Source organism: Aquirufa sp. OSTEICH-129A (assembly GCF_054558355.1).
The window spans coordinates 245,042-257,837 of record NZ_JBPXKC010000004.1; the positions used below are offsets into that span (position 1 = coordinate 245,042).

At 37.6% G+C, this 12,796-nt stretch carries 12 protein-coding genes; 7 read left to right on the forward strand and 5 right to left on the reverse strand.

Translation table 11 applies throughout. From position 1 onward, the window contains the following. Positions 1–57: 57 nt before the first annotated feature. Complete coding sequence (locus SKC36_RS09630; RefSeq protein ID WP_459465726.1) at positions 58–1,560, reverse strand: RagB/SusD family nutrient uptake outer membrane protein; 1,503 nt, start codon at positions 1,558–1,560, stop codon at positions 58–60. A 10-nt stretch (positions 1,561–1,570) separates the two neighbouring features. Then, entirely contained in the window at positions 1,571–4,639 is a 3,069-nt protein-coding gene (locus SKC36_RS09635) for a SusC/RagA family TonB-linked outer membrane protein (RefSeq protein ID WP_459465727.1), read from the reverse strand. Between the two features lie 390 nt (positions 4,640–5,029). Between SKC36_RS09635 and SKC36_RS09640 the strand changes: the two genes are divergently transcribed. From SKC36_RS09640 to SKC36_RS09665, 6 genes are all read left to right on the forward strand, one after another. Beyond that, positions 5,030–5,326 carry a Dabb family protein gene (locus tag SKC36_RS09640; RefSeq protein ID WP_459465728.1) on the forward strand — a complete coding sequence of 99 codons (297 nt, stop codon included), beginning with the start codon at positions 5,030–5,032 and terminating at the stop codon, positions 5,324–5,326. A 20-nt stretch (positions 5,327–5,346) separates the two neighbouring features. Next, positions 5,347–5,916 (forward strand): Crp/Fnr family transcriptional regulator, encoded by a 570-nt coding sequence (locus SKC36_RS09645; RefSeq protein WP_459453800.1) that lies wholly within the window; start codon positions 5,347–5,349, stop codon positions 5,914–5,916. 945 nt (positions 5,917–6,861) lie between these two features. Continuing rightward, positions 6,862–7,347, forward strand: coding sequence for a hypothetical protein (locus tag SKC36_RS09650; RefSeq protein WP_459465729.1), 486 nt, complete (start codon positions 6,862–6,864; stop codon positions 7,345–7,347). A 141-nt stretch (positions 7,348–7,488) separates the two neighbouring features. Further along, positions 7,489–8,208, forward strand: coding sequence for a pirin family protein (locus tag SKC36_RS09655; RefSeq protein ID WP_459465730.1), 720 nt, complete (start codon positions 7,489–7,491; stop codon positions 8,206–8,208). A gap of 28 nt (positions 8,209–8,236) precedes the next feature. Continuing rightward, a complete protein-coding gene (locus tag SKC36_RS09660) occupies positions 8,237–8,767 on the forward strand; it encodes a YceI family protein (RefSeq protein WP_459465731.1) in 531 nt (176 codons plus the stop codon). Positions 8,768–8,790: 23 nt separating this feature from the next. Further along, entirely contained in the window at positions 8,791–9,114 is a 324-nt protein-coding gene (locus SKC36_RS09665) for a hypothetical protein (RefSeq protein ID WP_459453796.1), read from the forward strand. A gap of 12 nt (positions 9,115–9,126) precedes the next feature. Here SKC36_RS09665 and SKC36_RS09670 read toward each other — a convergent pair whose 3' ends face one another. After that, positions 9,127–9,507: a hypothetical protein gene (locus SKC36_RS09670; RefSeq protein WP_459453795.1), complete on the reverse strand. Its 381-nt coding sequence runs from the start codon at positions 9,505–9,507 to the stop codon at positions 9,127–9,129. A 10-nt stretch (positions 9,508–9,517) separates the two neighbouring features. Beyond that, on the reverse strand, positions 9,518–10,402 hold the full coding sequence (locus SKC36_RS09675) for a patatin-like phospholipase family protein (protein WP_459453794.1): 885 nt from the start codon (positions 10,400–10,402) through the stop codon (positions 9,518–9,520). A 131-nt stretch (positions 10,403–10,533) separates the two neighbouring features. Between SKC36_RS09675 and SKC36_RS09680 the strand changes: the two genes are divergently transcribed. After that, positions 10,534–10,902 (forward strand): hypothetical protein, encoded by a 369-nt coding sequence (locus tag SKC36_RS09680; RefSeq protein WP_459453793.1) that lies wholly within the window; start codon positions 10,534–10,536, stop codon positions 10,900–10,902. Here SKC36_RS09680 and SKC36_RS09685 read toward each other — a convergent pair. Next, on the reverse strand, positions 10,899–12,686 hold the full coding sequence (locus SKC36_RS09685) for a hypothetical protein (RefSeq protein ID WP_459453792.1): 1,788 nt from the start codon (positions 12,684–12,686) through the stop codon (positions 10,899–10,901). The two genes, SKC36_RS09680 and SKC36_RS09685, sit on opposite strands and share 4 nt — an antisense overlap. Between the last annotated feature and the right edge of the window lie 110 nt (positions 12,687–12,796).

Here is a 12,796-nt window from a genome sequence, read left to right on the forward strand (position 1 = left end):
GAGAGCAAGTCCAAGCACTCGGCAATTTTACAAAGATTAATCTAAATAAAAAATCCCTTAGTTATACCCTGGGTTTTGGGTTAATTTACTGTTAATCAAAATTTGAGGAGCAGGAATAGGTAGGTAATATTCAAAATCAGAATATACATAATCCAAAGCGTTGAAGGCAATTCCTCCTCTTGAAACGGTAGGATTTGCTTTTTCTCTAGCTCCATGAGCATTCATAAATGCCGTCAATTCAGAAGGAGTCATGGTTCTTTGTAAATCAAACCAGCGGTGATTTTCAAAGGCTAATTCCACACGACGCTCTTGCATGATAGCTGCACGTAAACCTTCTTTGGATAAACCTGCCAATTCAGCCAATCCAGCTCTTTTTCTTACGGCATTCACATACCCTAATGCTTCGGCTGTTGGTCCAGCTGATTCATTGATTGATTCAGCTAACATCAATAATGCATCGGCATAACGCAATACCGGCCAGTTATTATCCGAGCGACCAGAAATGGTGTGCGGATATTGGTATTTAGCTACGAATGGAATACCAACAAAAGTACCGTTCAAGGTATATCCTGTTTTCAAGGAAATATCTTTACGCAAGTCTCCCGCCTCATAGGCGTTGATCATATCACGAGTAGGGATATTTCTACCACTTGGCGTTGTATTTGCATATCCTGTTACAGCACCTTGAGATAAACGAGGGGCAAACACATAAACAAAGTTACTTTGCTCTCCTAAGTCGTTACCTCCTTGATATTGAACTTCAAAGATGGACTCAGGCCCATTTTTCCTAGCTGGATCAAAGTTGTCTTTGTAATTCGCATTCAAAGAATACCCTAAGCTCAAAATATCTTTTAAGGTAGTAACTGCGGCTGTGTAGTTCTTTCTAGTTAAATAAACTTTTCCTAACAATGCCACGGCAGCTCCTTTGGTAGCCTTTCCTCTTCCTGAAGCAGGATATGAAGCAGGTAATAACTTGACTGCATCACCCAAGTCTGTTTCAATCTGCTTGTAAACCTCAGCTTGAGGAGAACGAACTAAATTAAATGACTCATTAGGATTTGATAAAGTCTTCGTTGCTAAAACCACATCTCCGAAATAACGCGTTAAGTTGAAATAATGGTAAGCACGTAAGAATTTCAATTGACCTTCAATCGCTCCCTTAGCCGTTGCATCAATAGTAGAAGCAGCTAATTTTTCCAAGGCATAATTGATGTTGTACATCGTTGCATAATGGTTATTCCAAAGTGTATTGATTTCTCCATTTCCTTGGTTAACCGTTGAGAATTCAAATGCCTCCCAACCAGCTGCACCTCCACGATCCAATGGATTGAAGTCTAGCGTGGTATTGTCTGACATAAATTCCTGCTGAATATAGGCCGAGTTGGTGATCGTTTGCAATTGACCATATATTCCATTCAAAGCTTGATTGAATTGAGTTTCGTTTTGATAAAACAAATCTCGACCAATCCTCGTAGGGTCTGTTGTCTTCAAAAAGTCTTCTTGACAAGAAAACTGAATGAAGCAAAAGGATAATAATATTGAAGCTGTTATTTTTTTCATTTCTGTATAATTAGAAGTTTAATTTAACACCAAGAGCCACTGTTCTAGGAACTGGATATGACTCATCGTCATTGTTCAATTCCGTTCCACCTCTAACACCTGCGTCCGGGTTATTTCCTGGGTAATTGGTAAATAAGAATAAGTTATTCGCAGTTAAGAATACTCTAGACTCGCTGAATATATTGTTCATTTTAGGAAGTTTATACCCTAAAGTCACTGCCTTTAACCAAACATAACTTCCGTCATATACATAACGCTCACTACTTTCACGAGACCACTTGAAATAACTAGTTCCTCCTTGTGAGTTTTTGTCATTCGGATTGGTACCCGGATTAGTAGCCGATCTCCAACGATCTTTGGCTTTATCTAATACGTTAAACACACCGTCCATGTTCATGGTAGATGCTTCAATGTTACGGTAGATATCAAAATCTTGAGCTCCTACAAATAATACGTTCAAATCCCATTGACGGTAATCAGCAGCCATGGTCCAAGCCCAAGTAAAGGCAGGATTTGGATTTCCAATTTCAGTCATGTCTTGTGTATCATATGAAATAACACCATCTCCGTTCATGTCTTTGAACTTCATTCCGCCAGGAATTACACCATCTTGCTTAGCCCAAGCATCAATTTCTGCCTGAGTATTGAAAATGCCTTCTTTTCTGTAACCGTAAATCATACCAATCGGACGACCCACTTTCATGACGTTATACCCACCATAAAAACTACCATACCAAAGTATGTCATTGGCTCCTTTGATGGCCAAAATTTTACTTTGGTTCATCGTTAAGTTCATGTTAGTTCTGAAATTCACAGGACCAAAACTAGTGCGATAATCTGCGCTTAATTCAACCCCTGTATTTTGAACCTGACCAATGTTGTCCAAACTGGTAGTAAAACCAGAAACCGCTGGAATCGAAACTGGTAATAACATATCGTTGGTTACTTTCTTGTAGTACTCAAAAGTGAAGGTCAACTTATTGTTAAACGTGGCTAAATCTAAACCAATGTCCAACTGATCTGATTTTTCCCATTTCAAAGAAGAGTTAGCAAAGTTGCTAATCACTTTACCTGGTGCAAAACTGTTTCCTAAGATGTAGTTATTTGCCCCTACGAATGCCAAGCTTGGATAGTTACCAATGTTATTGTTACCTGTAACACCCCAGCTCGCACGAATTTTCATGTCATTGATAAAGCTGATATCCTTCATGAAAGGCTCTTCTGAAATTCTCCAACCTACCGATGCTGCTGGGAAATCTCCAAACTTATTATTCTCTCCAAAACGAGAGCTTCCTTCTCTACGGAATGAAGCAGAGAAAAGGTATTTATCTTTTAATGCATAGTTTACACGAGCAAAATAGGCTAATAAAGACCAGCTATACTCATAAGAGTTAGATGAACGGATAGATCCAGCACCTAAATAAGGAACTAAATCATCAGGGAATGTATTGGCAGAACCATCAATGCCATATACTTGCTCTTTTTGAGAAGTAAAACCTAGCATTGCATCCAATTTATGGTCTTCTCCAATTTTTGGAGAATATGTCAATAACTCATCAAAAGAAACGTTTTGTAATTGCTCAGAAATATCACGAGCTGTGGCAATTCTAGGAGGTGCACCAGCTGTTCCTGAAGCTACAGATGCTCCAATGGTAGAGGGCACAAACTCCTTGAAGCGGTTAAAGTTCATTTTTCCATTGATGGAAGATCTAAACTTCAAACCCTCCATGATGGTAAACTCCGCAAAAGCATTGGCTAAAACATCCGAAATGTTTCTTTTACGAATAACATTCTTTAATAAGAATACAGGATTAGGGAAACCAAAAGCTCCATCTACTCCACCGATATAAGGACGCATCGATCCGTCTGCATTATAAATAGGCTCACGTGGATCCATCAATAATGCGCCACCTACTAAGGCACTACGACCATCTGTATTCGCTACATTTTGACGAGTCAAACTTCCGTTAACATTCAATCCAACGGTTAAAAACTTACTCACCTGACCACCGTTATTTGAACGAATAGAAATACGATCATAATCGGTATTCATGATAGCTCCATCTTCCTTGTAGTAACCTACAGAAAACATGGATTTAATTGGCCCTTTACCTGAACTAATGGTTAGGTTGGCATCTTGATATGCCGAATTCTTATTCAGGATAGCACCAAACCAATCTGTCGAATATTTAGTCTGCTCAGGAAAACGATATCCTAGCGGAACCTCCTCAATAGATGGCTCTCTTTTTTGTAAAATACGGATGGCATCCATGAAAACATCTTTCTTGAATTGCGCAAACTCCTGGCCTGTCAACATTTTCACACGACGAGAGTCAGGAATGGAGTTAACTCCATAGTCTACGGAGAAATTTACATTCACTTTTCCTTCTTGCGCATTCTTGGTAGTAATTAACACTACCCCGTTTGAACCCCTTGCACCGTAAATTGCCGTAGAAGCAGCATCCTTTAATACGGAGATACTTTCTATGTCATTTGGGTTAAAGTTAGCACCTACGGATGTACCTACAGGGAAACCATCGATTACATATAAAGGATCACTACCAGCTCCCAAAGAACCTATACCACGAACTCGAACCTCAAAGGCTCCACCCGGTGTTCCGGCTTTTTGCTTTACCACAACTCCGGATGCACGGCCTTGTAATAATTGGTTCATGTTATTGGCAGGTTGTTCTCCAATATCCTTCATACCGATCACAGAAACGGCTGAAGTAATATCTTGCTTTCTTTGGGAACCATATCCCACAACAACCACTTCAGTTAATTCTTTTTGATTTTCTTCTAAAAGGACATCGATTACCGTACGGCCTTGAACGGCTTCTGACTTAGGTAATAAGCCTACTGAAGAAAAATTTAGAACGGCATTTTTGGAAGATACTCGGATCGAGTACTCTCCATTTGCATTGGTAACTGCACCGTTGGTCGTTCCTTTCTCCAACACCGAGGTGCCAGGAACGCCTACTCCTCCGGTAGTGCTAACCTTACCTCGGACTTGCACACTTTGAGCAAGTCCTTGGTAAACCAGGAGCATACAAAAAATTAGTAATGATAGTTTTTTCATAATAAGAGGTTTGAGTTTGGTTATAAAAGGTTGAATAAAAGCTGCTTCATAAATAGAACTATTCATAGAAACAATAATATTATAAAGTACAACTAACTCATTTGAGCATAGTCAACCATCCTTAACTATCCTTATAAATTTATAGAGCTGTTTATTGTATCTTTTTGATAATCAAGCAGAAACAACGAAAGGTTGATTATACGGCAATGCGGAAAACATGACTTGGTCAGATAAAATGCTTTTTTATCAAAAAAAAATTAAATTATAGTCGTATCGTGAATCCTTAGAGGCCAATTCTCCCTCAAAGCATACTTTTAAAAATAGTAACTATTCAAGATTCAAAACTGCGGTATACAAAATATTTCTACCTTTGAACATTAAATATATGCCATGATTCATCATTCCGTTTTACTTCAATTTAAGTCTACGATAAACCAAGAGCAACAGGATCTTTTCTTTGTTGAAGCTAAAAAATTAGCACAAATACCAGGCGTACAAAACTTTCAGTGCCTTAAAGAAATTAGCCCTAAAAATCCATACGAATTTGGGCTAATCATGCAGTTTGAAAACGTAGCCTTATATGAAGCTTATACAAACCATCCTGACCATGTTCATTTCGTTGAAAACATATGGATACCATCGGTAGCAGATTTTCAAGAGATTGATTACACCGTAATTCCTTCCTAGCAATGACAGAAAACTCAGTCTTGAACAACATAAAAAAACTCATCCACTTGACGGAGGCTGAATGTACATTGATAGAGAGTACCTGGAGAAGAGTGAAACTGAATAAAAAGGACTTTTTGTTTGAACGAGGAGAGGTAAGCAAAGATGCAGCCTTAGTCATTTCAGGTTGTTTAAGATCCTTTTCTGTGGATGAAAATGGATTTGAACACATCATGCAATTTGCTCCTGCCAATTGGTGGATAACTGATATGTACAGTTTTATTTCACAAAAACCAGGAGATCTGAGTGTTCAAGCCATCATGGACTCAGAAGTCATGCTCCTCAGTCGAAAAGACCAATTAATGCTTTTTGATCAAATACCCGCCTTAGAAAGATATTTTCGGATATTAACAGAAAACTCATTGGTTGCCTATCGACAAAGGCTCATAGATAATCTTAGTCTAAGTGCTAAACAACGATATGCTAATTTTTGTCAGACTTTCCCATCATTAACCAATGATATCCCCCAAAAACTTGTTGCAGCCTACATAGGGGTTACTCCCGAATTCCTAAGTAAAATGCGAAGCGAATACCTTCGTAGCCTATCCTAGTATCCATAAAAACAAACCTTGAATCTCCTTCTTGGTTTGACTTCACTAGTAAAAGTTTTATTGGCAGGTCTTAGAAAAATTCAATTTCTGGGCATTTTTATAGGTCGTATCCTATGCTTTGAATCCATTAGAAGAATAATGCAAAACTGACGAATCTCATAAAAAAACATTGTTGAACTCATTTTTTTATTCAAAAATCTCATTTCCAAAATATGGCATTTAGCTATATATTTTTCTGAATTTCATATTTTATGATGGTAAAATCCTTACCAAAACATTTATGTCTTCTTTTAAAAATTCTTTTAAAAAGGAATAAACATATGCCAACAAATTAATATTTGTGCTGAATTTAAAATAAAAATCAAAATTTTTATTTTAAATGAAAATGTAATTTTATAGCCTTCAAATAGCATATGACAAATATTTGTATTTTAAATTGATTTAAAATGTTCTCATTTATCAATTAATGGCTTCAAGATTTGCTGCGAAAGTCTACTAAGCCAATCTACTTGATTATTTTATGATAAATATGGTACTATATTTGCGTCAACAAGAAAAAATAGTAACAGGCTGATTGAATTTGAATTTTTGAAATGAATCACAATAACCATTAAAAAAAACACAAATTCGACCATAATAATAAGACTTAAAAGTCATTGAAAAGTACTATTTCTCTTCGTGTTTCTAAATTATAATCAAAATTTGTTTTTGAAAGACAACTTGGATCATTATCGTCACACAAAATGAATACGTGTGACGAATCCTTGTCTGTCTAAACCCAGTACATGTGATTATAATGCTTGGAAAATCTTCAGGATTTTGACAGGGAAATTATTGTGCCTGTTGGTCTAACTGAATAAAGTATACTCTGTGTTAAAAAATTATATATCAACATAAACGATGAAAAAGAATTTCATTACCAATTCCTAAATATGTGTTCTAAACTTGCTACTACTATTGGCGCTTGCGATTCCATCGTTAGCTGCCAATATGCAAGTAGCGGAAGTTGGATTTACGGTATCAATAGAAAGTCGTTCATATAATAGTACCACGAACAAATCTATTTTCTTGTACAAGATTACGCAGAAAGAAAGTCAGCAAACTGGTTTTAGCCATTTTATAATTCAAAACTTCTGCCTTCCTTCAGGTTCAGGAATTAAAGGGGAAAATTCTCCTAATGGTTCAACAGAATGGGAAACTATTTCTGCAGACAAAATGAATACTACCGATGGTAGCACAACAGAGTGTCAAGATGGCTTTGGGACTTTATTAAAATTTAGCTACAACAGCGGAGGAACAATTAACTATTACCGCTTGACTTTGAATGGTTACTTTTTGCCGACTGATGGCTACAGTATTTTACGTTGGGGAGGAAAATCAGGAACTGTTACTTGTGGACAAATCATCCGTGGCAAGATTGTAGGAGAATAAAAATCAACATACGAATAATACACAAAGCCCGTTCATTTGAATGGGCTTTGTTTTTTCTTTAAAGCCTTTTTACTTTCTTAATCTAGATTATCTTTTTCGCTTTTATTAGTTCAGATCTTTGTATCGCTAATTCAAAACAATATGAAAAAGAGCATCTTTCACAAAGCTGAATCCAGAGGCCAAGCCAACCACGGATGGTTGGTTAGCGCTCATACTTTTAGTTTCGCCAATTATTACGATCCGGAAAGAATTCATTTCGGAGCACTTAGGGTATTGAATGATGATTCTGTAAAAGGGGGAATGGGTTTTGGACAACATCCCCATGACAACATGGAAATCATCAGTATCCCCTTAGAAGGAGATTTAGAACACAAGGATAGTATGGGAAACCTAGCGGTCATACGCCAAGGAGATATTCAGGTGATGAGTGCAGGTACGGGTATTTACCATAGCGAGTACAATCACCATAAAGAACAAGCCGTCAAATTCCTGCAAATTTGGGTCTTTCCGAATAAGAAAAATGTGACACCACGATATGACCAACTTACCCTTCAAAATAAGGATAGCTTAAATCAACTTCAACAAATTCTATCACCCAACCCAGAGGACGAAGGCGTTTGGATACATCAAGATGCTTGGTTTCATTTGGGGCATTTTGAAGCAGGAAAAACAAGTCATTATCGGATAAAAAAACCGGGAAATGGCGTTTACGCTTTTGTCTTAGAAGGTAATTTCCAAATCGAAGGATATGATGTAAACCGTCGAGATGGTCTAGGCTTATGGGATCTAGATAGCTTTGATTTAAAAGCTCAAACTGATAATTCAAAAATTCTACTCATGGAAGTTCCCATGAATATTTAACGTAACCTTAATCAAACTAACAAACAACATGGCAAATTTAAATTGGGCATTAGACCCGACACACTCCGAAATTCAATTTAAAGTAAAGCACTTAATGATCACTAACGTGACCGGTGGTTTTACCGATTTTAATGTAATTGCAGAAAGCGCTGATGAGACTTTTTCTGATGCAAAAATTAGCTTTACCGCAAAGGCCGCTAGTATTTCAACAGGAAACGAACAGCGTGACGCCCACTTGGCAAGTGCAGATTTCTTTGAAGCTGATAAATTTGAAAACATTAGCTTTAGCTCCACAGGAATAGAAAAGTCAAGCAGTGACGAATTTAACCTATTGGGTAATTTAACCATTAAGGATGTAACTAAACCGGTCAAAATTCATGTAGAATTTGGTGGCGTAGCTAAAGATCCATGGGGACATTTAAAAGCAGGATTTACCATTAATACAAAAATCAACCGTACGGATTTCGGATTAAACTGGAATGCCGCTTTAGAAACAGGTGGTGTTTTGGTAAGTGAAGAAATCAAGATTGCTGGAGAAATCCAATTAGTAAAAGCCTAATCACAAAACCCCAAAACCAAAACATGAAAAAAGTAAATGTTTTAGTTGTTGGTAAAAACGAAGCAATCGTAGAATTGCTTATCAGACTAGTGAATAAGTATCCTGAGCTTTCCGCTCAGGGTACTTGTAATCTAGAGGAAATAGAAAGCTTATGCCTATCCTCATCCACTATGGAGCTAATAATATTGAGTAGTGGTTTGTCGACAACACAAGAGATGGATATTAAAAATATCGTCTCAAAAATTCATCCAAAAGTAAAATGCTTGGAGCATTTTGGAGGAGGTAGTGGTCTATTGCGCACAGAAATTATTCAAGCCTTGGGTTACCTTGTAGCCTGCCCTGAATAATGATGCCCTCCATTAATCACAAATTTCAATCGATAGTCCTTTTTTAGGAACAGGGCTATAAGCCTTACATTGGGCACACATCTTATCCTCCGGTAAAGCCGAAATACTAAAATAAAACTCATCTCCTTCCTTCAGATTTTCTGGAAAAGAACAGATACTTTTAAGGGCAAAAGCCTTGGTATACACTTTATTTGTCATGGGATTCTGCCAAGCCAATTCCACTTTACTACTATCTACCTGGCCTTCTATCACTTCAATGACATAGTTCATACAAACTCCTTTCAACGCTAATCTGCCTTTTAAGCAAGTGGCCTTGGGGAGCTCTTCTCGTTTACAGGAAGAACTCATGGTTAAAAACAGGCCAAAAAGTAGAAATAAGCCGCTATTTTTCATATTTACTTCTTTAAATCGTTTTCTTTATCAAAGCTTCCTCGCAGGCCTTTCGCCCATAGGCAATTAAATCTTTAGCTCGATCAAAATCAAATATAGAAGAAGTTGATTTAGGAATTTCAATTAAGATATCTGGGGGATATTTATCCAACATCATTTCCGTCACTTTATCTTGGGTCATTTCATAAGAATAAAACAAAATATCACTCAGGGATTTAGTACTTGCCAGGGCAGATAAATCTTGGGGAGCTGCATTCACCCAATATTTTCCTAACCAATCTTTTATGCCTTTTAAAAGTTCTGAATCCTCTGAATCATTTTTTTCAGGTAATACAAAAAACGGCGAATCTCCATTTAAATCCACGGCGATAAGCAGTTCTCCCTCTTGCTTTTTTACAACGTTTAAGGGCAAAGGATTGAGTACTCCTCCATCTACTAAAACATGCTCTCCATCGATCACAGGAGTAAAAATGCCAGGTATTGCAATCGAGGCCCTTAATGCCCGGTATAAATCCCCCGATTGAAACCATACTTCTTTCTTGGTATTCATATCAGCCGCTACTGCCGTAAATGGAATCTTAAAATCTTCAATTTGGGGTACATTAATGAATTGAGACAATACTTCAAAAATACGCTCACCTTTCACAAATCCGTGTTTACCCAAAGTAAAGTCCAAGAGACTAAACACCTTTGCTTTGGTCAGTTCCAGTGCCCAGCTTTTATAGGCTTCATGGAAACCCGCTGCATATATTCCACCAACTACTGCTCCCATGGAACAGCCTGTCACACTGATAATTTCATATCCCTGCTCCTCTAAAACATCAATAACCCCCATGTGGGCAAAGCCTCTGGCTCCTCCACTTCCTAAAACCAGGTGTACTTTTCTATTCCTATCCATCCCAATTTTGGTTTAATTAGTTTTTTATAGATCAAACTCCGAACTCAACAATACCCCCATTGGAAAACAATTTTTCTATCAAAGGACAATAAATTATTTCTTCCAACGTATGGATTGTAGTCTAAAAAACGATGAAAAAGTACGGAATATTACTCTTATTGCCACTTCTTGTACAGTGCAAAAGTGCTGAGAAAATTAGTCCAACCTGCTACCAAGGCAAATTTGTTTTACAGGGCATCTGCATGAATTATGTGATTGAGGCCATAAATAAGGACATTGATACCTCAAAGGTAGAGGTCAATTGGAAAAACCCCGAAACGGGTAAATCATATCAACATGTTTTTGCTTTGGCAAACCCCTGTAGCGTTACAGCGCGCATCAAAGAGGGAGAAATTTTCACCTTTAAAATAATGAGTCCCCCAAAAGAAGCCACCTGCGCTCAATGCTTAGCTTACAGCCCAACGCCCAACAAAAAACTCTATATTGAAATTTGTCCTTAAACTAAATTCCTTTCTAAACTTGGGATAATCAGGCCTTCAATATGTTCCTCCATTTTCTTTAGATCTGGCAACATATCCTTCCAGTTAGGAATCTGCAAGGACTTATAATATTCTACCCCAGCGAGTAAATTTTGCTTGAATGTTTTCAAATAGCGCTCCTGCTTTACATTCATATTTTCCATACTTTCAGCGAGTTCGTTTTTAAGGTAGTCAACATAAAGTCCTAATTCCTTCACAAATAAGTTAGGCCGTTCCTGGGTATTCAGGATATTGATTCGACCATAGATATGATCTACCATTTCTTTCAAGGAATATACTCCTGAAAAATAGGCCAAATTGGGCCCAGGACAAATTGCGATAGCATGTAAATGATGCTTTGGTTTGATGCCATAGTTTTTTAATGCAGAAGTCCCCAAACCGGTACATAGACAAGCTTTTTCGGTAATCTTATCCACTTGTTTTTTCAATTCTTGACTTGGTAAATTTTGAGCTTCCAACTCCTTAATTTTGGCATGCTGGTACTGCCTTGAAGCAGTACAAATGGGCTTTTCCGTGAATTCGGTATTCGTAGACAAATACTCCAAATTACATGGACTACCCGGCCTACCCTTTTCTATTCTTTCTAACCGCTGTTTTTCAGAACTACTCTTTCTAAAATTGTTAAAAGGAACACCTAGAGGAGAGGCGTGGCTCATGTAATAATCGGACTCTTCAGCTGTAGCCAAGGCTTGTAAAGTAGCTTCATCTACATTCGTTGCTTCAGGTACCAACAAAAAAGGACTTCCCCAACCTGTCCCCTGGGTTTCATAATGATCAAGTAAAAATTCATTTTCTTCGCTTGTACCTATTCCCCCTTGCACGGTGATACGCATCTCGGGTATATCCGAAAAATGCGTGAGTCCTTTTTCCACCAAGACTTTTTGGCACATATCAAAAAGCTCCTTTTTCATGTCCGCACGACTTTGCTTAAATTCTTCTAAAATGGGCCCTAATAATAATCCATCCGTCGCAAAAGCATGGCCTCCACAATTCAAGCCTGATTCAATACGGAACTCAGAAATCCAAAGTCCCTTTTTGGCTAATAATTTACCCTGAGTCAAGGCACTCCTAAAATCACTCACTTTTAAAATAATTTGCTTCTTTAGTCCCCCTTTTTCATTTGGGAAAAAATCTGCAAACTGGTCGATGTAGCTGTATAACAATGGATTATATCCTGCTGAAAATATGACGGAAGATTTCAAGTCACTCAAGGCATATCCTCGTAAGGCAGATAAGGCATCTGAAAATTCTTTTTCAAGAGCTTCACCATCTTTGGAATAATTGGTTTTATTTACCTTAGACATGATGTTCACGTCAATGGAACCTGGAATGATGCTTTCTCTCAAATAATTTTCCAATGCCTCCTCTTTCGAGATTAACCAGCTTTGATATACCTGTTTTAAGGCTGAGGACTCTGGTAATAACTCAAAATACCGATGTAAGTCTGTTCCTTCCTCGAATGATTGATGACGCATAGCCTCCATCTTTTCATTCACTAATTCATTGACCAAATTCAAATACGCTTGTATGCGCTTAGCTCGGTAATCGTTTTCTGTTTTTAAAATAGTTTGAAAAGGTCGATTATTCGCTTTAGCATGAACTTCCCTCATTTCCTCCACCAGGTGGTCATCCATAATGGATATAACCGAGGAAATTCCTAAATGAGCCACTTTTACTGGAGTATCAATGGTAAAGCCTAATCCCATAACAGGGATATGAAATGAATGTGCGAGCTTTTTAGACATAATCTAATTTGATTTGTCGCAAAGTTCAAGCCTAAGAAACCAAATAACTATGACCTTCGTCAGGTATGACTTTATATTAATGGCCCTTAAATAGACAATACCTCACAAAA

Coding starts and splice junctions, on each gene's coding strand:
- SKC36_RS09665 (WP_459453796.1), top strand. CDS start 8,791: ATGAAAAAAGTAAATGTTTTAGTTGTTGGTAAAAACGAAGCAATCGTA.
- SKC36_RS09660 (WP_459465731.1), top strand. CDS start 8,237: ATGGCAAATTTAAATTGGGCATTAGACCCGACACACTCCGAAATTCAA.
- SKC36_RS09685 (WP_459453792.1), bottom strand. CDS start 12,686: ATGTCTAAAAAGCTCGCACATTCATTTCATATCCCTGTTATGGGATTA.
- SKC36_RS09640 (WP_459465728.1), top strand. CDS start 5,030: ATGATTCATCATTCCGTTTTACTTCAATTTAAGTCTACGATAAACCAA.
- SKC36_RS09680 (WP_459453793.1), top strand. CDS start 10,534: ATGAAAAAGTACGGAATATTACTCTTATTGCCACTTCTTGTACAGTGC.
- SKC36_RS09670 (WP_459453795.1), bottom strand. CDS start 9,507: ATGAAAAATAGCGGCTTATTTCTACTTTTTGGCCTGTTTTTAACCATG.
- SKC36_RS09675 (WP_459453794.1), bottom strand. CDS start 10,402: ATGGATAGGAATAGAAAAGTACACCTGGTTTTAGGAAGTGGAGGAGCC.
- SKC36_RS09635 (WP_459465727.1), bottom strand. CDS start 4,639: ATGAAAAAACTATCATTACTAATTTTTTGTATGCTCCTGGTTTACCAA.
- SKC36_RS09630 (WP_459465726.1), bottom strand. CDS start 1,560: ATGAAAAAAATAACAGCTTCAATATTATTATCCTTTTGCTTCATTCAG.
- SKC36_RS09655 (WP_459465730.1), top strand. CDS start 7,489: ATGAAAAAGAGCATCTTTCACAAAGCTGAATCCAGAGGCCAAGCCAAC.